This is a genomic window from Polaromonas sp., assembly GCF_041689105.1.
Classification (GTDB): Bacteria; Pseudomonadota; Gammaproteobacteria; order Burkholderiales; family Burkholderiaceae_C; genus Polaromonas.
Window position 1 is genome coordinate 21,058 of sequence record NZ_JBDNGU010000097.1, and the last position, 21,142, is coordinate 42,199.

Sequence of the window (21,142 nt, forward strand, 5' to 3'; positions counted from 1 at the left end):
TTTGCGCCAGCGCCCCGCCGGTGATCGTCAATTGGGAGACAGCCTGCGCTGCGCCCGGTAGCTGCCAGCGATTCCTGCGTCCGGCTGGCGCCGCGCGGGTCAGGCGACCTGCAGACCCGGCTTGCCCACCAGCGCGGGCGTGGCGTTGGCCACAGCGCCGAACAGTATTTCGCCAGCCAGCTGACCGCCTTCTTCAATCACCAGCTTGCCGTAGCGAATCTTGCCCGTGACTTTGCCAGTGGCGTAAATCACCAGCTTCTGGCGCACAGTGAGATTGCCGTCAAACTCGCCGTGGATTTCCGCAATGTCGATCTCGGCCGAACCCTTGAACGCCCCGTGCTGCGAGATCTGGATCACGCGAGAGTCCATCGTGGCTTCGACCAGGCCTTCAACCACCAGGGTGTCGCAGTCGGTGATCTCGACGCCCTTGAGCTTGATGTTGGGTCCCACCGTCAGTTTGCTGCCGCTGGTTTCGCGGGGGGCTGCGCTGGCCGCCGTGTTGGCCGCGGTTGTTGGCACGGCAGCCTGTGCGCTGCTGGCTGCAGTGTTTGCCACAGGTCCGTTCGAGTAAGGGTTCGGGTTGGGGCTGCCGTGACGCAGGCTGGTGGTCTCGCTGTCGCGTTTGCCAAAGAACGGTGATTGCAGTGCCATGGGATTCCTTCAAAAGAATCCGATGGTACGGAGACCGTTTTTAAAAGTCTCCACTGCGAATGCAAGATGAGTAACGAAATTTATTGCAATGCCGCAATCGTGCGGCGCCCATGTTCATGCGCTGAGGCCTCCAACCGTGGCGCATAAACTTGCCCCATGACCTACACACTCAGGATCTTTCACACCGACGATGTCAGCGACGCAGAACGCGAGGCCGCCGCGCGGCGGTTTCGCGCTGCGCTGGAAGCCTCGCTCGGTGATGCCAGCCTGGTGGCGCCGGTCTACCGCGCCTGGTTGCGCTTGTTGCAGGCCCACGGAGAACACGCCCGGCCCTGGGACCTGAGCCCGGCAGAACAGCTGCTTGCCGACCAGTGGGAAGCGGCAGAGCTGGCAGCCACCCGGGCGGCATTTGGCACGGATCGCTACATGGGCGACGCCCATTTCGAGCTGGAGATCGGCGACCGCTAAAGCCGCGCCGGCGTTGACCCCGCTTTATGCCCATAATCATTGCATTGACTGAAAGGCCGCTTGTGGAATTCTTGGGGTTTGTGCTTTTGTTTCTGGCCTTGCTGGTAGTGTTGGGTTTTGCGTGGCTGCGTCTGGCCCGGCGCAAGCCCGAGCTGCCGCAGGCGCTGAAAACCTCAGCGGACGACAATTCCTACCAGGTCAGTTATGCGCCGCCAGAATTTGAATGGAGCGGCACCACCACCAGCGCGCTGCCACTCAAGACCCTCACCTACAAGCAGTACGAATGCCTGGAAGACGCCCGCTACGGCTTTCGGATCGTGGCCGCAACGCCCGCAGAGCGCAAGTTGCCGCAACCCCACAAGACACGCGCCCACGGGATCAAAACGGTGGCGTCGCTGCACAAGCACGGTTTTCTGGATGACGACGGTACCGGGGGCTACCTCATCACCGATCACGGGCTCAATGCCCTCGAAGTCTGCAGCGTCCGGTACTGAACCGCCCCGGCGGGCCGTCCGGGCACAGGGCACTGGCCACAGGTCAGACCGTGACGTCTTGCGGTGCGCTGCTGACCGCCCAGGAATACAGGGCGATTCAATGTCATACCTGACTGCAGGACACTGCTGTCGTAACGGCCATCCACCGGGAAAGACGGGCGAAGTGGCTGTGTGCGCCATTCAGAGAAAAGAAGAACGCTGACGCCCACGATGCGAGATAGCCCAAGCGCCGTCTGTGCGGCAACGGACAGATCTTCAGAAAATGTGCGCCCATCAGCCCTGGGCAAGCCCGGGCCCTCATCTGGCCCGGTGTCCTACGGCAATACGCGACGGTCGATGAGCTGTGGGTGCGTCGCGCCATGGTTCACTCATGAAACTGCTTCCGCCCAGGCGCACCGCACTGCAAGCAGCCACTACCGGACCGCACCATGGCACTCATCACCTACCTCGCCGAAGACAACCAGACCATTCTGGACAACCTGATCGAAACCCTGGAGGACATCTGTGATGTCAAGGTCGCGGCACACGCCGTCACCCAGGCGGAAGCCAGCTGCTGGCTGACCCTGCACGACGGCAAGTGGCATCTGGCCATCGTCGATCTTTTTTTGAAGGAAGGCAGCGGGCTGGGCGTGCTGGCCGGTTGCCGCAACCGCGAGTCATACCAGAAGGTGGTGGTGCTGACCAACTACGCCACACCCGAGATTCGCAAGCGCGCGGCCGACCTGGGCGCGGACGCCGTGTTTGACAAGACCACCGAGCTCGATGCCCTGTATGCCTATTGCACCGAGCAAACCGCCAATATCAGAAAAGAAGAGGTCCAGCAGGCACAGCGTGATGCGGTCACGTTTGACGCGGCGGTGACCGCCCAGGTGGCCGGAAAACACTGGCAATAGGTTTTTTTTATGGGCGAGGCGTTCCGACGTCTTCGCAGCTTGCCAGATGCGCCGGAATTTGCCGTTTATCTGCCGTTTGTCGGTTTGTTCGTTACCGCACATACAAAACCCGCTGAACGGCCTAGACTGAGCGCTCGGGGCGGGGTCTTGTGCCAGAGGCACCGCTAGTGCAGTGTTCCACGCTTGATGGAACAAATAAAAGCGTTGGATGTTGTGTCAGGGCAAGGCGCAAACCACAGCGATACCCCGGGTATCACGCGGATTTACAACGCCGCCATGGCGCAAAAGATGCGGTTTTATGTTCCAGATATCGTGCAACTCTGCACTAACAACCACACCTACTTCGGAGCTTTTGTCGATGGCCGTTTCCCCCGACCCGAAAGATAACCATTTGTTGGCTGCATTGCCAGATGCCGAGTGGCAGCGCTGGCTACCGCAACTTGAGTGGGTCGACATGACTCTGGGCGAGGTGGTGTACGAGTCGGGCAGCACCTTGAGTCATGTTTACTTTCCAACCACCGCCATTGTTTCGCTGCTGTATGTTCTGGAGAATGGTTCTTCCGCGGAAATCGCCGTGGTCGGCAACGAAGGCCTGGTCGGCGTCTCGCTGTTCATGGGCGGTGAGTCCACGCCCAGCCGCGCGGTTGTGCAAAGCGCCGGCAAAGGGCTTCGGCTTCCCGCGCAAGTCCTCAAGAACGAGTTCAAGCGCGCGCCGGTGCTGCACCTGCTGCTGCGCTACACCCAGGCGCTGATCACACAAATGGCGCAAACCGCCGTTTGCAACCGCCACCACTCGCTGGACCAGCAGCTGTGCCGCTGGCTGCTGCTGAGTTTGGACCGGGTGCAAGGCAGCGAACTGGTGATGACGCAGGAGCTGATCTCCAACATGCTGGGCGTGCGCCGAGAAGGCGTGACCGAAGCCGCGCTCCAGATTCAGGCGGCCGGGCTGATCCGTTATTCGCGTGGCCGCATCACGGTGCTGGACCGACCCGGGCTGGAGCAGCGTACCTGCGAGTGTTATGCGGTGGTCAAAAAAGAATACGACCGGCTGCTGCCCGAGAAAATAGCGACCTGAAAACCGATGGGGCGCCTGCCAATTGCGGGCTGTGTGCGCTGCCACACAGAAGCGAAGGGTGAGTGAGCACATACTGGGTTCCCTAGCCACCAACTTGAACTGATTCGACAGTGGCGCGGCCTTGTATTTGCCCCCGTGACGGGGCAGCAACCCACCGGAGAATTGTTTGCCCGCCGTCAAAAACCACCTGATCGAGATCCTCCCCCGCAAAGACCGACAGCGCCTGCTGGCTATCTGCGAGCCTGTCGAGTTGGTGCTGTCCCGGGTACTCTCTGTGCCCGGCGAGCGGCCCCGCCATGTGTATTTCCCGACCAGTGGTTTTATCTCGCTGGTGGCGCTGGTCGAGGGTAGCCCCGGCGTAGAAGTCGGCATGGTGGGCAACGAAGGCATGTTGGGCGTGCAAATGGCGCTGGGGGTGCCTGCGGCGCCGTGGCGTGCACTGGTGCAGGGTCAGGGCGCGGCCTGGCGCATAGCCACGCCCGCTTTCCGGCGCGAGCTGGCGCTTAACCCGGCCTTGCAGCGCGGCCTGCAGCGCTACCTTTACGTGCTGATGGCGCAGCACGCTGCGTCTGCGGGATGCCTGCGCTTTCACATGACCGGGCAGCGCCTGGCGCGCTGGCTGCTGATGAGCCAGGACCGCTCCCATTCCGACAGCTTTCACGTCACCCACCAGTTTCTGGCCTACATGCTGGGCATGCGCCGCGCCGGCGTCACCACGGCAGCCAGCGGCCTGCAGCGCGAGGGGTTGATCGAATACCGCCGGGGCGATGTCACGGTACTCAACCGCAAGGGTCTGGAAGCCGTCGCGTGCAGCTGTTATGCCGCCGACCGGCAAACCTACGCGCAATTGCTGGGTTGAGCTGCGGCTGCCTGGCGTACCCCGCAAAGTGGTGCACTGGCACCAACAGGCATGGATGTTACGTTTGTTGCACCGCCGCGCATTTTCGAGCCTCTTTCCCATGCAAAACCGGTACTTCTGACGCACCAGCCGGCGTATACACACCCTGCGTGCGCTAACGCACAGACCACCGGGCGCGATCAGCCTAAAAACAAGCTGCAGCACTTCTCCTGCAATTTGGACGAGGAGTTCAACATGTTCAACATGACCTTAGCCGCCCCCCCCTGGCTGACCATGCACAGCACCGGCAGAGCGCCAGACGAAGACTTCCGGGACCGCCCCGCACTGCCCTTGTTGCGCGTTGCGACGGGCACCGCCCATGACTTCGGCGCGAGTCCCGCGCCAGCCGTTCTCACGGCCACGGCTCAGACGCACCTGAGCATCAGCGTGGAAGACTGGGACGCCCTGTTCCGTGCCGTCGAAATCAGGCTGCGCGAAGCGGTGGGTGAGCATCTCGGTACTTTGCCCGACACGCCGCATCACCCTGCCGAGGTGTCTGCCAGCCTGGTGCAGGCTGTTGTGCTCGACTGCGTGACGGCACTGGAGCAACTCCACGCGGCGCTCAAGACCGAACGCGGCGAGCGGACCGGCACCGCTTAGGAGCCTGCCCAGGACCCCGATCCGGGGGGACCCATGTCACACGAACCACTGACCGCAGCAAGCGCAGCATGAATGGCGGCTCAAGCCCGCCATGACCACCGGGGGCGAGCGCTCAGGCCGCGCGCTGCAGGTTCAGCGCCAGCAGGCGCTTGAGGATTTCTTCGTCTGGCATGTCGGGCGTGTAGTCGGCCCAGCCATAAGCCGCCGCCACGGCGCTGTCCAGCGCCTTGTGCGCGGCGTCCAGCCAGGCCGGGCGCTGGTTGTAAAGCTTGGTCAACGTGCGGTCGGCCAGCTCCTTTTCAAACCCATCGCGGGGCAGGATGCGGTCCGGGTAAGGGCTCGAGGTCATGCCCAGCGGAACCACCTCGGGCACCCGCTGCGTCCACTCGGGCGGATTGAGCCAGGCTTCGCGCAGGTCGTTCAGGCGCTTGGCTGCGATGGCGATGCGTACGGCGTTTGTCCGAACCGCGCCTGCCAGCCCCGCAGGAACCAGTGCCGCATCAACGCCCGCTTCCCCGGCGTTTACGCCCTCTCCCTCGGCTTCTACTCCCTCTCCCTCTGGGAGAGGGCGGGGGTGAGGGCTCCCCGCTGCGATAGCTTCGGTCTTCTGGTGCGCGGTGTCGGCGGGGGTGAGGCCTTCGGGGAAGGGGAAGGTTTCGAAGCAAGACTTCGCGTTGTAGGTAGGGCGCCCACCGTCGCTTCCGTCGCCATGAATCGACGCTTGCGCGAGCGCCCAAACCTCGTGGATGCGGGAACTTAGGATGCCAAAGGTCGTGTCGTCAGCGCGCACGATGCTGTTCAGCCGCGAGTCCGGCAATACGACCTTCGACATCCAGACAAAGAACCGATGCTTGGCGACACGCGGCGTAACGATGTATCTGTCCAGCCCATTCACCGCCGCACGCAAGTCAATGGCCGGTCTCTTCAACAACCAATATCGTTTTAACAAATACTCTTCGCGTTTCGTCTCTCGAACCGGTTTGACGACGCGCCGAACATAAGTAAATGGTGCGTCAAACAATTCGGCTTCACCTTCAGAGTAGCCATGAAAGTCAATCATCCACGAGTCGGCGCGCCGGCCAGTGACCTCAGCGGCGTTGAGGTACGGCTTTAATACCAGTGTGTTGCTTCGTGAATGAGGGTTGGGAAGCCTCAGCCAACTACGAGCAATTTGACCTTCAATATCGAACGGGCCATTTTTTTGTGCGCCTTCAAAACTCACATTTTTATTTTCGACCAGTGAGCCTGCTTGCGTTATGTCGGCCCCCGCAACATCGCTCAGGTCAGCCCCAATGCGTGACACAACTCGGCCATCAAGCATTGACTCCTGATCAGCATGCCCGAAGCAAATCAATGACACGCGTACCGCGGCACCCTCGTTGACCCAGGACTCATCACTCCATGCGGCGTAGATTTTTGTCGCTTCGCAGATTGCAGAGAGCACTGCGCGATTGGAACCTGCGCGAATGGACTGCGTTGCCACCAGGCCAGCAGCACCCAGCCCTTGCGTTTGAATGGCTATGCGCGCTTTGTCAAACCAGTAGCAAACCAAATCCGCACCGCCGGGCACCCGACCTTTGAATACGCTGGCCAAGGCCTCAAAGTACGCATCTCCCAACTCCCGCCGCTTCTTGCTACCGCCCAAAAACGGCGGGTTCCCGATTACCACACTTGCCTTGGGCCAAGCCGCTTCAATCGCAGTCGGGGAGCCCTCACCCCTGCCCTCTCCCGGGGGGAGAGGGAGCTTGGCACTGAAGCCAGGAATAAATGTCAGCAGCGCATCGCGGCACTCAATGTTGTCCAGCGGCTCCAGCACCGGGTTGGTCTTGAACTCGTAGCCGTGCAGCAGGCGCCATTGGAGCTCACCAATCCATACCGTCACACGCGCGAGTTCGGCGGCGTATTCGTTGAGCTCGATGCCGAGCATGTTGTGCGGGCCGGTCACCAGGTCGGCCTCGCGGTCCAGGCCCATCAGCGCGGCGTCGATGTGGCTCTGGTGCTCGATGTCTTTGAGCGTCTTCAGGCCCAGAAACAAAAAGTTGCCGCTGCCGCAGGCGGGGTCGAGCACGCGGTAGTCCTTGAGGCGGTCCAGCCACTGGATGAACCTGGTGCGCGCGGCTTTGTAGCTGGCGTCATTCTTCTTCTTGTTTTTGGCCATCAGCCCACGTATTTCTTGCGCGGTCTGCTCCCATATTTGTAGCAAGGGGCGTTGCAGCACGGGCTCAACGATGCGCATGATGGTGGCCGGGTCGGTGTAGTGGGCGCCGAGCTGGCTGCGTTTGCTCGGGTCCAGCCCGCGTTCAAACAGGGTGCCAAAGATGGACACGTCAATCGCGCTCCAGTTCAGGGCGGCGGCGTTGCGCAGCTCGGTCATCTCCAGCACGGTGAGCGCGGGCACATTGATCTTTTTGAACAGGCCGCCGTTGAACCACGGAATGTCGTCGTTGCCGTACAAGCCGCCGCCCTGCATGACGGTAAACAGGTTGTGCAGGCCGGTGGTGAGCTTGTCGCTGGTGAGCTTGCGGTTGTTGACCAGACCCTCAAACATCCGGCCGGGCAGCAGGCCCACGTCTTCAGCAAAAAAGCAGAACAGGCACTGGGTCAAAAAGTGCGCCACCTCGTCGGCATGGGTCTGAAAACCGGCTGCGTCAGCCTCTTTGGCGGGGCCGCGTTTGCGCAGGCTGTCGGCCAGGGTGGCGAAGCTCTTGGCGGCGGCCTCGGTGATGTCGCGGCTGGTTTTTTTCGGCCGGAAGCTTTCGGGCTCTAGCCAGATGCGGCGCAGCAGGGCCTGCTTGTCGGGCTGGTCCAACTCGGCCAGCAACACGAGGTGTGTCTCAGTCGGGTGGCCGCTGAACTGGGTGTAGATGCGCATGCTCAAGCGGTCGCACACCACCAGAATCGGCGGGTTGCTCAGCGCCAGGCTGTAGCTTTGCAGTTGCCGCAACGCGGCGTCAAGGTTTTTACCGGGGGCCTTGTTCTCCCAGGCAAACGCGCCACGTTTGAACACGTCGGCATACCCGGTGCGCCCGCCGACCATGGCGTTTTTTTCTTCAAACAGATAACCCGCCTCGCTGCCGGGCTTGGGCACGCCAAGCAGGTCACACAGGTCAATAAAGTGGCTTTGCGCGCCCTGTTCTTCGTTGAGGTGAAAGGCCGGGCCGCCGGGGCCCCATTTCTGGATGAAGGTTTGGGGGGTCATGGCTGGTGGGTGCTGGGCTTAGTAGCCATGCAGGACAAAGTCAATGGCGCTGAACACTGCCCCGGCTTCTGCGAGCAAGCTTGCGATGGGGCTGCGCAAATCCTGGGCTGGATACGAAACAATGCTGAGCGTGTCGAAGACCAGCGTTTCGCCTTTAATCTGGAACTGGGGATAAAGCCGGTTATCCGTTGCGTCCAGCGTTTTCCGAAGCAGGGGAACCGTGAGCCGCAGCTCAGACCCACCGACCCAGGAACTTTGCACGTCCACCACGTAGGGCGTGAGGTCCCGCCACTCCTCCACCGGGTGACGGTACACGTCAAACTGCGCCATCAGCTGGATCCAGGTTGCGCTCTTGCGATTGCCGCCATTGCCGCACCCGCTGAGCGTAGGGCTGGCGCTGAACCGCCCAGGCGTTGTACTGCCCAATTTCTAAGGCGTGCGCGATCAGCCATTGGCGATGATCGGGAGGGGGAGCTACACCCGTTTCCGCGGACATGTTCACGTCATGCTGAATCTTCACGTCATCAGCTCTTGCGCTGGCTGCGGGGCTGCTGGCCGCTGGCTGTATCGGCGGCGGCAGCCTGCTTTTTGCGCCACTCGTACATCCGCCAACCCATGCTGCCTACCGCTTCATAGTGCCGGTTCATGCTGTCAATGACGTGTTGATTTTCGGTTTCCCAGTGCCGGGCCAGGCGCTCGGTTTCTTCAGGGCTGCGCTCCAGCGCAGCCTTGCGCGCGGCCAGCCGCTCGGGCGTGAGCCAGCCGTCGCCAACGCGGTAGGTGCCGGCTTCTTCGTGCACACCCGCAGGCTTAGGGGCGGCCGCTGTGCTCTGCACGTCAGGCACGGCCTTCATGGGCACCAGCTCGACACGGCCGTCGGGGTAAAACACCACGTCAAACAACTGGCCCGCGTATTTTTTGCCCAGCGAAATCTGGCCGCTGGCGCCGACTTCTTTCAGCATGGCGCAATCCTTTCCATCAATCATGCCATCATGCCGCATGAAAACGAGGGCGTCAATGCAGCGCAGTCTTCAGGGTTTGGTGCCCCACCTTGCTCACGCTGCCAACTGCAATGGCCGGGGGCAAAGGTCAGGTTGGCTATCGAATCAACCGAGCGAAAGGCGCTTTGCGCCACGGCGCCGACCACCCGCCCGGGCAGGACGCGGCTGTCGACCCGCAAGGCCTTGGTGCCGCCGGTCTCGGCCATCAGCGGGGTGATGGGGCCGTCTTTGGCGCGATACTTGACCCCATGCGCTTGAATTTTCTGTTCACCTGTGGAGCAGATCACCCGTGCGATGGTGTCTTGGGCTGCGCTGATGCCGCGCCGCCAGTGTCACGAGAGAAGTGCACCATCGGCGCATCATCAGATTAAATTTTTATCAAGGAATGAAGTAGTGGAAAAAATTCTCGCCGGCGTCGGATCATTGCTTTATGGCATGCGGTTCACCATGCTCTTCTTCTACGTGGGCTTGGTTGCCATCATTTTCGGAATTTTGGGCAAGTTTCTTTTTGAGATCTACAAACTAATGACCACGCTGATGTTTGGAGAGCTGGAAAAGATTGGTCTCATCATCAAAGTGCTGGAGCTGGTGGATATGACGATGGTGGCGCAGCTGGTTTGGGTGGTAGCGCTGGCAGGCGTTTCACTTTTTGTGACCACCGGACATTTTGACAAGACGGCCATGAAAAAACCAGACTGGCTGGATCATGTCAATACCTACAACCTCAAACTCAAACTGGCGTTTGCGATCATTTCAATTTCAGGCGTCCATGCCCTGAAAATCTATTTAAGCAGCGACCTGAGTCTGGACAGCATACAAATCGTGACGATGGTTGCTGTTATCCATTTCACTTTTGTGCTGTCAGCCATCGGCATCTCTTATGCAGAAAGACTGACCAGGGAACACAACTAACACTGGCACTGGCACTGGCACTGCCGACAGACGACCCATCAGCGGGCCTGGCGAGGTTATGCACCGATTCAACCAAACTTCAAAAACAGCTTGCTATAGGGGCTTTTGATTTTGCTGATGGCCAGTTTGACCGCATTCACATCCTGGCTTGCGACAGCGGTATGCAAGTCAATCACAGACTTGTCAACATCTTTGACCAAGGCAACAAACTCGACACTGTTGCTGAGATTGGCGGGCGCTTCGGTGCTTAGCTTTTTGTTTAAATAACGAAGCACGGCCACCATGTCAGCGACTTGTTGCAGACCATTGGCTTGCAGCAAGACCTTGCTGCCGTCAATCAGGACGCTTTCCATGGCGAGATGGTAAGCATTCATGTGGTCACTGTAGACAATGACGCCATTGCGATGCCGGGCTTCTGCAATGATGTCGCGCACGCGCTCAAGCGTTTCATGCGCCTCGGTCAGCTTGTTGGCATTGATTTCAGCGCTGGCCTGTGCGTACACATCAGCCACGGCAGCCAGGGAGCCAGGGAAAGACGCATCCCTGTCGTACGGAGGCGGTACTTTTGCGGCAAAGCGGCTCACGATCCCGCTCCATGCCTGTGAGGCTCTGTTGATCGAGCTTTGTGAGCCGGCCTGGTTTTTACTGTTGGTCTGGAAGAGCGCTTCACGGTAAGGCGCATAGGCTTCCTGAATAGCGTCGTTGACGGGGTCGCCCGCAAAAGACGACGAGCCGGCAAAAATAGCCAGCGCTGTAGCAGCCAGCTTCAAGATGTGAGCAAGGCGGTGAGACATGGTGAGATCCCTGACAGGCGCTTTTGTTGGACGGCTTGAAACCGCGCAATACGTTTCAAACTGACAGCCAGTCTGCGCTTTTGGTCAGAATGCGCTTTGACGCAAATCAAAAGAAAGGCTGGCTTTGCTGTGTGCTGACGGTCACGCGCCGTGAGCTGCTGTTTATGCAGCGTTGCGCGGGCCTGCGGCGACGACCGCAGTCGGTACCGGCAAAGCTGGCGCCGGTGGGTGACTCAAGGCTGCGCCGCAAGCAGCGCCGCATTGCCGCCGGCTGCCGTGGTGTTCACGGTGACGGTTTGCTCGGCGCAAAAGCGGTACAGATAGTGCGGCCCGCCGGCTTTGGGGCCGGTGCCGCTCAGGCCTTCACCGCCAAAGGGCTGTACGCCGACCACGGCGCCAATCATGTTGCGGTTGATGTAGATGTTGCCGACATGCGCGGCGGCGGCGAGCGCCTGGGCGCGCGAGTCGATGCGGGTCTGGATGCCCAGCGTCAGGCCGTAGCCGAGGGTATTGATCTGATCAATGACGGCTTGCGGGTCGCCGCGCCAGCGCACGATCTGCAGCACGGGGCCAAAGATTTCGTCTTTCACATCGGTCAGGCTGCTGACCTCGAAGGCGGCGGGTGCGATCATGTTTGCTATTGAATCAGGAGCTACTTGTGACCGTCCACCAGGGGCTGGAAGCGTTTTTGATGCTGCACCCAGGCGTTGCAGGTGCTTCTGGATGTTGTCAAACGCCTCGCGGTCTATCACCGGGCCGACATCGGTGGCCAGTTCGGCCGGGTTACCCAGGATCAACTCCTGCAGCGCGCCCTGGATCATGCCAATCACCTTGTCGGCAATGCCCTCATGCACACACAGCAGGCGCAGCGCCGAGCAGCGCTGGCCGGCCGAACGGAAGGCGCTTTGCACCACGGCGTCGACCACCTGCTCGGGCAGGGCTGAGCTGTCGACCAGCATGGCGTTGATGCCGCCGGTCTCGGCGATCAGCGGGACGATGGGGCCGTCTTTGGCGGCCAGCGCGCGGTTGATGATTTTGGCGACATGGGTGGAGCCGGTAAAAACAACGCCGGCCACGCCGGGCGCCGCCACCAGCGCTGCGCCGACGGTCTCGCCGGGGCCGTGTACCAGTTGCAGCGCGCCTTCGGGCACACCGGCGGCGTGCAGCAGCCGCACCGCCGCGAGTGCCACGCCCGGCGTTTGTTCGGCGGGTTTGGCGATCACGGCATTGCCGGTGGCCAGCGCGGCGGCGACCTGGCCGGTAAAAATGGCCAGCGGAAAATTCCAGGGGCTGATGCAGACCCAGACGCCGCGTGCTGTCAGGCGCAGCGTGTTGGTTTCACCCGTCGGCCCGGGCAGGGCGATGGGGGCCATGATGCGCTCGGCTTCATTGGCGTAATAGCGCAAAAAATCAATCGCCTCACGCACCTCGGACACGGCGTCGCCCCAGGTCTTGAAGGCCTCTTTGACCAGCAGCGCGCAGAACAGGGGCATCTGCTGCTGCATGGCGTCGGCAGCGCGGCGCAAGATGGTCGCGCGTTCTGCCACATTGGTCTTGCTCCACTTTTGATAGCTGCTAGCGCCCGCCACTAAAGGGCTGGAGGCCAATTTTTCATAAAACCCGGGCACCACCGGCACGGGGGTGGTCGCCAGCGCGGCCAGCAAGGAGGCACGCATGCTTTCGACCGTGAGGTCCAGCCCCTCGCTGTTGGGGCGGCCCGGACCGTACAGGTCTGGCGGCAAGGGCAGCGACGGCTCCGGGGCCAGGCGCAGGGGCGAAGTCAGCAGCACATCCATACCCACCGACTCGTCGGCGAGCTGATGCACAAATGACGAGTTGGCGCCGTTCTCAAGCAGGCGGCGCACCAGGTAGGCGAGCAGGTCGCGGTGCGCGCCCACGGGCGCATAAACGCGGCAGGCGATCTGCGGGTTCTTGAGCACCTCGCGGAAGATGCCTTCGCCCATGCCGTGCAAACGTTGCAACTCGAATTGAGTGCCTTGCGCGCTGGCGTGGCCCCTCACCCCTGCCCTCTGCCCAAAGGGGCGAGGGAGCGAGTCACCTTGTCTGGCACCGTCTTCACTCCCTCTCCCCCCGGGAGAGGGCAGGGGTGAGGGCTCCCTGGCGCGATCAGCCATCTCAATAATCGCCGCAATGGTGCCCGCGTTGTGACCGGCAAACTGCGGGTAAATCGCGTCGGGCGCGGCCAGCAGGGCCTGTGCACACGCCAGGTAAGACACGTCGGTGTGGTGCTTGTGGGTGAAAACCGGGTAATGCGGCAGGCCCAGCTCTTGCGCGCGTTTGATCTCCGAGTCCCAATAGGCGCCCTTGACCAGGCGGCACATCAGGCGCAGCCGGTAGCTGCGGGCGATGCCGATGACGTGTTCAACCAGCGCCAGCGAGCGTGTCTGGTAGGCCTGCAGCGCCAGACCGAACCCTTGCCACTGCGGATGCTGCTGCGCCACCAAAGCGGCCAGCGCCTCAAACACGTCCAGCGAGAGTTCGAGCCGGTCGACCTCTTCGGCGTCGATGGTCAGGTTGATGTTGGCGCGTGCGGCCAGCGCACACAGGCCCCAGACGCGCGGCACCAGCTCGGCCATCACGCGTTCATGCTGGGCGTCTTCATAACGCGGGTGCAGCGCGCTGAGCTTGATGGATATGCCGTCATTTTTCTCACAAGCCCTTTCCGGGTCTGCGCCAACAGCTATGGATTCGATAGCATTGGTGTAGCTGGCTAGGTAGTGCTGCGCATCGGCATCGGTGCGCGCGCCCTCGCCGAGCATGTCAAAGCTGTAGCGCAGGCCGGGCATGGATTTTCTGGCGCTGCCCGCTTCCTTCATCGCCTCGCCAATGGTCTGCCCGAGCACAAACTGCCGACCCAGCAGCTGCACAGCGCGCAAGGTGGCGGCCACCACGGTGCGCGCGCCCAGCTTGCTCATGAGGCTGCTCTGGCCGTCCTCGGGCAAAAACTTCTTGGACATGGCGATGGCCGAGGCCGACAGGCGCGCCATCACGCCGTCGCTGGCGCCTTCAAAATCGGCGCGGCCGAGCTGGTCAGCCGTCAGGGCAATCGCGGTTTCGGCATCGGGCACGCGCAGCAGGGCTTCGGCCAGGCGCATCAGGGCCAGGCCCTCGGCGCTGGAGATCGGGTACTCCTTGAGCAGGCTCTCCATGGCCCAGAAGGGCGGTGGGTTGTTGCGCACGGCATGCACCCAGGGCCGGGCCAGGGGCGCGGCGGCGGCCCAGTCGAACGCCGTCGCCATGCGATCAAGGTGGCCGGACACCACGCCGGCTTCGGGCCGGTAGGGAAAAGGCAGGCGCTGCGGCTGAGGCATAAAAAACTCCGTCAATTGGTGAATAACGCCATGTTGTCTTGATTTAGTCTTGATTTTCCGCTAAATTTTGTGACTAATTTAGAATAAATCACTACCATGACCTCTATCCCGGCGGATATTGACCGCATCGACCTGAAGATTCTGGGCCTGCTGCAGCAGGACGGCCGCATGGCCAACCTCAAACTCGCCGAGGCGGTGGCGCTGTCGCCCACGGCGGTGCTGGCGCGTGTGCAGCGGCTCACGCGTGACGGCTACATCCTGGGTTACGAGGCGCGGCTCAACCCGCTCAAGCTGGGTGCCGGCATGACGGTGTTTGTAGAGGTGCTGCTGGACCGCACCACGCCCAATGTGTTTGACGCCTTCAAGGCCGCGGTGCAGGTGTACCCCGAAATCACCGAGTGCCACATGGTCGCCGGCGGTTTTGACTACCTGCTCAAGACCCGCATGGCCGACATGGCGGCCTACCGCCAGTTTGCCGGCACCGCGCTGTGGCAGTTGCCCGGCGTGCGCGAGACGCGCACCTATGCGGTGATGGAAGAAGTCAAAAACACCACGCGGCTGGCGCTGGGTGTGTAAGCAAAGCAACGCCAACCCGCGTGGCGTCGGTGCAAATGGGGGAATTCCGGTCAATAGTTCGCATACTGAGGCTTTCCGTCTTACCTGAAGGCGCGCGTCAAACTAAGCTGAACCAGGGCCAGACAAAACTTTGCAGGGCAAACATGGCCCATGCCGGATAACCACAACAGAAAGAACGCGATGCGCATTTACCAACCTTGGGCCGCTTGTGCACTGCTTGCAGGTCTTTTCATGACGTCTGGCCATGCAGCGGACCCTGGGGTCACGGACAAGGAGATTGTGGTGGGCCAGTTCGCGGCGCAGACCGGGCCGGCGGCCGAACTGGGCAAACGCATGCAACTGGGCATGCTGGCACATTTCAATGCGGTCAACGCGGCGGGTGGCGTCAACGGCCGCAGCATCAGGCTGGTGTCGCGCGATGACGGCTATGAGCCGGACAAGGCAGCAGCAGCCGTCAAGGCGCTGATTGAAGAAGACAAGGTGTTTGCGCTGGTCGGCTCGGTCGGCACGCCGACCACGCTGGCGGCGGTGCCCGCCATCAATGCGGCGGGCATTCCGCTGATCGGGCCGTTCACCGGCGCGCAGGCCCTGCGCGAGCCCTTCAACCGCAACCTGTTTCATGTGCGCGCCAGCTACTTTGACGAAACCGAAAGCATCGTGCAGCACCTGAGCACGCTGGGCATCAAGAGAATCGCCGTGTTCTACCAGAACGACTCCTACGGCAAGGCTGGCCTGGACGGCGTCACGCGGGCGCTGGCCAAACGCAATCTCAAGCCCGCCGCCACCGTGACGGTGGAGCGAAACACGGTCGATGTCGCCGCGGCGCTGGCCGAGATACTGAAAACATCACCGGAGGCGGTGGTGCAAATCAGCGCGTACAAGTCATGCGCAGCACTCATCAAGCAGGCGCGCACCAAAGGTTACGGCGGCCAGTTCTTCAATGTGAGTTTTGTCGGCTCCACGGCGCTAGCGGCAGAGCTGGGGGATACAGGCGCTGGCGTCACGATTTCGCAAGTGGTGCCCTTCCCCTACACGCCCTCGTCGGCGATTGTGCGGGAGTACCAGCAGCGCATGACGGATGCGGGCAACAAGGACTTCGACTTCTCCAGCATGGAAGGGTTTCTGGCCGCCAAGGTGTTTGTCGAGGGCGTGCGCCGTGCCGGCAAGACGCTGACACGCGAGAGCCTGGTCACCGGGCTGGAGTCGATGCGCGAGGTGAATTTTGGCGGCTTTATTGTCAGTTACGGACCCAAAGATCACGAAGCGTCGCGTTACACCGACCTGACCATCATCGGCCGGGGCGGGCGCTTCGTGCGTTGATGTTTTGATCTGGAGGATAGATTCATGACCCCACTGCGTACCCCACCGCTACGCGCTGCCAGCGTGTTGACCCTGCTGTTCCTGGCGAGCCCGCTTGCCTTGGCCCAAAACCTCAAACCTGGCTTGTGGGAGATCAACAACAAGATGCAGTCGGGCTCGGGGCAGATTGAAAAGGCCATGGCCGAGGCGCAAAAGCAGCTGGCCACCATGCCGCCCGAACAGCGCAAGATGATGCAGGACATGATGGCCAAGCAGGGCATGTCCATGGCCCCGGGTGCAGGTGGCAGCATGGCCGTGAAGATCTGTATGACCAAGGAGATGATTGAGCGCAACGAACTGCCTTCGCAACAAGGGGATTGCAAGACCACCACCACGCCGCGCATGGGCAACAGCATGAAGATGTCGTTTGTCTGCACCCAGCCACCGTCCAGCGGGGACGGCACGGCGACCTTTGTCAGCCCCGAGGCCTACACCATGACGATGGCCATCAAAAGCACGGTGCAAGGCAAGCCCGAAACCCTGAGCATGGACGGCGGCGGCAAGTGGTTGTCGGCGGACTGCGGCACGATCAAGCCGCTGGCGGTGCCCAAAAAGTAGGCGCCACGAACCATCCCCAACTGCGCCCCTCTCCTCTCCATTCCAGCCAGGGCCGCGGATCTGGCTTTGCCAGTCCGCAGGCGCAGCGGCCCCCTCGGGGGGCAGGGCGCTACACGCAGTGAGCAACCGTGGGGGCTCTATCTGTTGCCAAAAATGGCCGTGCCAACGCGCACCATGGTGCTTCCGGCTTGAATGGCGGCCTCCAGGTCGGCTGTCATGCCCATCGACAGGGTGTCCATGGCCTGCGGCAGCACACCGGCCCGATTGATCTGATCAAAAAGATCCGCAGCCCTTTTGTGGAGGGCGCAAGCAGCTACAAAATCCATAGCAGGCTCGGGGATCGACATGAGCCCGCGCAGCTGCAGCCCTGGCAGACGCGCAACGTCCTCAGCCAGGGCCAGCGCGTCTTGCGGCGCCACACCCGACTTGGTCGGACCGCCATCAATGTTGACCTGCAGGCAGACCTGCAGCGGCGGCAGATGCGCGGGCCGCTGCTCACTCAGGCGCTGCGCAATTTTCAGGCGGTCCACCGACTGCACCCAGTCAAAGTGTTCTGCCACCAGCCGCGTCTTGTTGCTCTGGATCGGGCCGATGCAATGCCATTGCACAGGTCCGGAGGACGACAACCGGAGCGCGTCCGCCTCCCGTTCACGTACCGTGAGAATCTTCTCCACGCCCTCCTGGATGTAGTTCTCACCAAACATCCGCTGCCCGCCTGCCATCGCGTCGATCACGGCGTCGGCACCGAAGGTCTTGGACACGGCCAGAAGGCGCACCGCCTGCGGATCGCGCCCGCATGCTGCGCAGGCCGCCACGATGCGCTCGTGTACGGCTTGGAGATTGTCAACAATCATGGTCATAATCGAACTGTAAACCTGAACCAAAGAGGAACCCCCGGGATGGACATTACCCAGCTGCTGGCTTTCAGTGTGAAGAACAAGGCATCCGATCTGCATTTGTCGGCGGGCCTGCCGCCCATGATCCGGGTGCACGGCGATGTCAGGCGCATCAACGTCGATCCGCTGGACCACAAACAGGTCCATTCCATGGTGTACGACATCATGAACGACACCCAGCGCAAGAACTACGAGGAGTTCCTGGAGATTGACTTCTCTTTCGAGATTGACGGCCTGGCGCGCTTTCGGGTCAACGCCTTCAACCAGAACCGTGGCGCAGGGGCGGTGTTCCGGACCATTCCGTCGAAGATCCTCACGCTGGAGCAGCTCAACGCACCCAAGATTTTTGGCGACCTGGCAATGAAGCCGCGCGGCATGGTGCTGGTCACCGGCCCCACTGGCTCAGGCAAATCGACCACGCTGGCGGCCATGGTCAACTACCTCAACGAAACCGAATACGCCCACATCCTGACGGTTGAAGACCCGATTGAATTTGTGCACGAGTCGAAAAAATGCCTGATCAATCAGCGCGAGGTGGGACCGCACACGCTGAGCTTCAGCGCCGCATTGAAGTCCGCTCTGCGTGAAGACCCGGACGCGATCCTGGTCGGCGAGATGCGCGACCTGGAAACCATCCGCCTGGCCATGACCGCCGCCGAAACCGGCCACCTGGTGTTTGGCACGCTGCACACCTCGAGCGCAGCCAAAACGATTGACCGGATCATTGACGTGTTTCCGTCCGAAGAAAAGGAAATGATCCGTGCCATGTTGTCGGAGTCGCTGCAGGCAGTGATCTCGCAAACCCTGTGCAAAACCAAAGACGGCCAGGGCCGCGTGGCTGCGCACGAGATCATGCTGGGCACCAGCGCGATCCGCAATTTGATCCGCGAGGCCAAGGTCGCGCAGATGTACTCGTCCATTCAAACAGGCAACAGCGTGGGCATGCAGACGCTGGACCAGAACCTGACCGATCTGGTCAAGCGCAACGTGATTTCCGCCGCAGAAGCACGCGGCAAGGCAAAAATACCCGAGAACTTCCCGGGGTAGACTGAAGGGTGTGGCGCCTTCTCCCCTCTCCCGCCAGCGGGAGAGGGCCAGGGTGAGGGTAATTGCAGAGCCCTCACCCCAACCCTCTCCCAGAGAAAGAGGGAGCAAGGCGGGCTACACCGTTGGGGCTGACCGCAGGCCTCTTGCAAATCAAAAGCATTCATCAGCTTGAGAACGACTAAGGACCTTCATGGAACGCGACCAGGCCAGTAAATTCATCAACGACCTTTTGAAACTCATGGTCAGCCGCAATGGCAGCGACCTGTTCATCACTGCAGAATTTCCGCCCGCCATGAAGGTGGACGGCAAGGTCACCAAGGTCTCACCGCAGCCGCTGAACGCCAGCCACACGCTGGCCCTGGCGCGCGCCATCATGAACGACAAGCAGGCGGCCGAGTTCGAGCGCACCAAGGAATGCAACTTCGCAATCTCGCCGCCCAGTGTTGGCCGTTTTCGCGTCAACGCCTTCATCCAGCAGGGCAAGGTGGGCATGGTGATGCGGGTGATTCCAGCCACACTGCCCACCATCGACGGCCTGGGTGTGCCGCAGGTGCTCAAGGACGTGGTGATGTCCAAGCGCGGCCTGTGTATTCTGGTGGGTGCCACAGGGTCGGGCAAATCGACCACGCTGGCCGCCATGGTGGACTGGCGCAATGAGCAGTCCTTCGGTCACATCATCACCATCGAGGACCCGGTGGAGTTTGTGCACCCCCACAAAAACTGCGTCGTCACGCAGCGTGAAGTGGGCCTGGACACAGACAGCTGGGAAGCCGCGCTGAAAAACACACTGCGCCAGGCGCCCGACGTGATCCTCATGGGTGAGGTGCGCGACCGCGAAACCATGGAGCACGCCGTCGCTTTTGCCGAAACCGGCCACCTGTGCCTGTGTACGCTGCACGCCAACAGTGCCAACCAGGCGCTGGACCGCATCATCAACTTCTTCCCCGAAGAACGCCGCGCCCAGTTGCTGATGGACCTGTCGCTCAACATGAAAGCCATGATCTCGCAGCGCCTGGTGCCCAAACAGGACAGCAAGGGCCGGGTTGCCGCGGTTGAAATCATGCTCAACACGCCGCTGATCTCCGACCTGATCTTCAAGGGCGAGGTCTCCGAAATCAAGGAGATCATGAAGAAGAGCCGCAACCTGGGCATGCAGACTTTCGACCAGGCGCTGTTCGATGCGTTTGAGGCCAACACCATTACTTACGAAGACGCCCTGCGCAACGCCGACTCCGTCAACGACCTGCGGCTGCAGATCAAGCTCAACTCCCAGCGCGCCAAGACCCAGGACCTGGCCGCCGGCACCGAAAACATGGCAATTATTTAACTCATGACCACTTCCAGCACCAACCCCAAAACCTACGAACCCGCCCCGTCCCGCAAAGTCGCCTTTCTCGGCCTGGGCGTCATGGGTTACCCGATGGCCGGCCATCTTGCGCTGGCGGGCCATCAGGTCACCGTCTACAACCGGACCGCTACCAAATCAATAGCATGGTGCGCCGAATACGCGGGGGCTGACGCCTCCAAACATGCACAGACTCCGCGTGAGGCCGCGACAGGCGCCGACATCGTGTTCTGCTGCGTTGGCAACGATGACGACCTGCGCGGCGTGGCGCTGGGCAAGGACGGCGCCTTTGCCGGCATGCAGCCCGGCGCCATCTTTGTGGACCACACCACCGCATCGGCCGACGTGGCGCGCGAGCTGTATGCCGCAGCGCAGGCGCTGAAGCTGCAGTTTGTGGATGCGCCTGTGTCCGGCGGCCAGGCCGGTGCGCAAAACGGTGCGCTCACCGTCATGTGCGGCGGCGATGCAGCGGCTTTTGATGCGGTCAAACCGGCCGGCATGGCGTTTTCAAAGGCCTTCACACGCATGGGCGAAAGCGGCGCGGGCCAGCTCACCAAAATGGTCAACCAGATCTGCATTGCCGGGCTGGTGCAGGGCCTGAGCGAAGCCATCGCTTTTGGTCAGAGAGCCGGCCTGGACGTGAACCAGGTGCTGGACGTGATCGGCAAGGGCGCAGCGCAAAGCTGGCAGCTCGACAACCGCGGCAAGACCATGGTGGCCGACAAGTTTGACTTCGGCTTTGCGGTGGACTGGATGCGCAAGGACCTGGGCCTGGTGCTGGACGAGGCCAAGAGCAACGGGGCACGGCTGCCAGTGACGGCGCTGGTGGACCAGTTTTATGCCGACGTGCAGGCCATGGGCGGCCGGCGCTGGGATACTTCCAGCCTGATCAAACGCTTGAAATAGAGCCCCCACGTTCGCTCGCTGCGCGTAGCTCTCTGCCCCCCGAGGGGGCGCTGCGCCTGCGGACTGGCAGAGCCAGATCCGCGGCTCCTGCTTGAAAAGAGAAGACCCCCACGTTCGCTCGCCGCGCGTAGCTCTCTG

21 protein-coding genes are annotated in these 21,142 nt (G+C 61.7%); 13 read left to right on the plus strand and 8 right to left on the minus strand.

All coding sequences use genetic code 11. From position 1 onward, the window contains the following. Window positions 1-99: 99 nt before the first annotated feature. Complete coding sequence (locus ACESMT_RS10035; RefSeq protein ID WP_372826441.1) at window positions 100-651, minus strand: polymer-forming cytoskeletal protein; 552 nt, start codon at window positions 649-651, stop codon at window positions 100-102. A 156-nt stretch (window positions 652-807) separates the two neighbouring features. Here ACESMT_RS10035 and ACESMT_RS10040 point away from each other — a divergent pair, with 156 nt between their 5' ends. The 6 genes from ACESMT_RS10040 (at window position 808) to ACESMT_RS10065 (ending at window position 5,079) form a co-directional block, all read left to right on the plus strand. Then, the gene (locus ACESMT_RS10040; RefSeq protein ID WP_372826443.1) at window positions 808-1,119 is read left to right on the plus strand and encodes a hypothetical protein; all 312 of its coding nucleotides are present in this window, start codon (window positions 808-810) and stop codon (window positions 1,117-1,119) included. 71 nt (window positions 1,120-1,190) lie between these two features. Next, window positions 1,191-1,613, plus strand: coding sequence for a hypothetical protein (locus ACESMT_RS10045; RefSeq protein WP_372826444.1), 423 nt, complete (start codon window positions 1,191-1,193; stop codon window positions 1,611-1,613). 428 nt (window positions 1,614-2,041) lie between these two features. Beyond that, window positions 2,042-2,506 carry a response regulator gene (locus tag ACESMT_RS10050; RefSeq protein ID WP_372826445.1) on the plus strand — a complete coding sequence of 155 codons (465 nt, stop codon included), beginning with the start codon at window positions 2,042-2,044 and terminating at the stop codon, window positions 2,504-2,506. Between the two features lie 358 nt (window positions 2,507-2,864). Further along, window positions 2,865-3,581, plus strand: coding sequence for a Crp/Fnr family transcriptional regulator (locus ACESMT_RS10055; protein ID WP_372826446.1), 717 nt, complete (start codon window positions 2,865-2,867; stop codon window positions 3,579-3,581). A gap of 166 nt (window positions 3,582-3,747) precedes the next feature. Beyond that, a complete protein-coding gene (locus tag ACESMT_RS10060; RefSeq protein ID WP_372826447.1) occupies window positions 3,748-4,440 on the plus strand; it encodes a Crp/Fnr family transcriptional regulator in 693 nt (230 codons plus the stop codon). A gap of 234 nt (window positions 4,441-4,674) precedes the next feature. Then, window positions 4,675-5,079, plus strand: coding sequence for a hypothetical protein (locus ACESMT_RS10065; RefSeq protein WP_372826448.1), 405 nt, complete (start codon window positions 4,675-4,677; stop codon window positions 5,077-5,079). A gap of 112 nt (window positions 5,080-5,191) precedes the next feature. On the opposite strand, the gene ACESMT_RS10070 is transcribed toward ACESMT_RS10065, so the two are convergent. The 4 genes from ACESMT_RS10070 to ACESMT_RS10085 all read right to left on the minus strand — a co-directional run bounded on the left by ACESMT_RS10070 (window position 5,192) and on the right by ACESMT_RS10085 (window position 9,566). After that, a complete protein-coding gene (locus ACESMT_RS10070; RefSeq protein WP_372826449.1) occupies window positions 5,192-8,278 on the minus strand; it encodes a class I SAM-dependent DNA methyltransferase in 3,087 nt (1,028 codons plus the stop codon). Window positions 8,279-8,296: 18 nt separating this feature from the next. After that, entirely contained in the window at window positions 8,297-8,608 is a 312-nt protein-coding gene (locus tag ACESMT_RS10075; RefSeq protein WP_372826450.1) for a CcdB family protein, read from the minus strand. A 194-nt stretch (window positions 8,609-8,802) separates the two neighbouring features. Further along, on the minus strand, window positions 8,803-9,240 hold the full coding sequence (locus tag ACESMT_RS10080; RefSeq protein ID WP_372826451.1) for a hypothetical protein: 438 nt from the start codon (window positions 9,238-9,240) through the stop codon (window positions 8,803-8,805). Window positions 9,241-9,260: 20 nt separating this feature from the next. Continuing rightward, a complete protein-coding gene (locus ACESMT_RS10085; protein WP_372826452.1) occupies window positions 9,261-9,566 on the minus strand; it encodes a hypothetical protein in 306 nt (101 codons plus the stop codon). Between ACESMT_RS10085 and ACESMT_RS10090 the strand changes: the two genes are divergently transcribed. Further along, window positions 9,553-10,191: a YqhA family protein gene (locus ACESMT_RS10090; RefSeq protein ID WP_372826453.1), complete on the plus strand. Its 639-nt coding sequence runs from the start codon at window positions 9,553-9,555 to the stop codon at window positions 10,189-10,191. The two genes, ACESMT_RS10085 and ACESMT_RS10090, sit on opposite strands and share 14 nt — an antisense overlap. A 68-nt stretch (window positions 10,192-10,259) precedes the next feature. Here the strand turns inward: ACESMT_RS10090 and ACESMT_RS10095 are convergent, their stop codons facing one another. Further along, window positions 10,260-10,961, minus strand: coding sequence for a hypothetical protein (locus ACESMT_RS10095; RefSeq protein ID WP_372826454.1), 702 nt, complete (start codon window positions 10,959-10,961; stop codon window positions 10,260-10,262). Between the two features lie 257 nt (window positions 10,962-11,218). Further along, on the minus strand, window positions 11,219-14,317 hold the full coding sequence (locus ACESMT_RS10100) for an L-glutamate gamma-semialdehyde dehydrogenase (RefSeq protein WP_372826455.1): 3,099 nt from the start codon (window positions 14,315-14,317) through the stop codon (window positions 11,219-11,221). Between the two features lie 96 nt (window positions 14,318-14,413). On the opposite strand from ACESMT_RS10100, the gene ACESMT_RS10105 reads away from it, so the two are divergent. The 3 genes from ACESMT_RS10105 (at window position 14,414) to ACESMT_RS10115 (ending at window position 16,810) form a co-directional block, all read left to right on the plus strand. Beyond that, entirely contained in the window at window positions 14,414-14,893 is a 480-nt protein-coding gene (locus ACESMT_RS10105) for an Lrp/AsnC ligand binding domain-containing protein (RefSeq protein ID WP_372826456.1), read from the plus strand. A 180-nt stretch (window positions 14,894-15,073) separates the two neighbouring features. Next, window positions 15,074-16,213, plus strand: coding sequence for an ABC transporter substrate-binding protein (locus tag ACESMT_RS10110; RefSeq protein ID WP_372826457.1), 1,140 nt, complete (start codon window positions 15,074-15,076; stop codon window positions 16,211-16,213). Window positions 16,214-16,237: 24 nt separating this feature from the next. Next, window positions 16,238-16,810: a DUF3617 domain-containing protein gene (locus tag ACESMT_RS10115; RefSeq protein WP_372826458.1), complete on the plus strand. Its 573-nt coding sequence runs from the start codon at window positions 16,238-16,240 to the stop codon at window positions 16,808-16,810. 137 nt (window positions 16,811-16,947) lie between these two features. Here the strand turns inward: ACESMT_RS10115 and ACESMT_RS10120 are convergent, their stop codons facing one another. Beyond that, window positions 16,948-17,670: a YggS family pyridoxal phosphate-dependent enzyme gene (locus tag ACESMT_RS10120; RefSeq protein WP_372826459.1), complete on the minus strand. Its 723-nt coding sequence runs from the start codon at window positions 17,668-17,670 to the stop codon at window positions 16,948-16,950. A 39-nt stretch (window positions 17,671-17,709) separates the two neighbouring features. On the opposite strand from ACESMT_RS10120, the gene ACESMT_RS10125 reads away from it, so the two are divergent. The 3 genes from ACESMT_RS10125 (at window position 17,710) to ACESMT_RS10135 (ending at window position 21,004) form a co-directional block, all read left to right on the plus strand. Then, on the plus strand, window positions 17,710-18,753 hold the full coding sequence (locus ACESMT_RS10125) for a type IV pilus twitching motility protein PilT (protein ID WP_372826460.1): 1,044 nt from the start codon (window positions 17,710-17,712) through the stop codon (window positions 18,751-18,753). Window positions 18,754-18,943: 190 nt separating this feature from the next. Continuing rightward, entirely contained in the window at window positions 18,944-20,080 is a 1,137-nt protein-coding gene (locus ACESMT_RS10130) for a PilT/PilU family type 4a pilus ATPase (protein ID WP_372826461.1), read from the plus strand. Window positions 20,081-20,083: 3 nt separating this feature from the next. Next, window positions 20,084-21,004 carry an NAD(P)-dependent oxidoreductase gene (locus ACESMT_RS10135; protein ID WP_372826462.1) on the plus strand — a complete coding sequence of 307 codons (921 nt, stop codon included), beginning with the start codon at window positions 20,084-20,086 and terminating at the stop codon, window positions 21,002-21,004. Window positions 21,005-21,142: the final 138 nt, after the last annotated feature.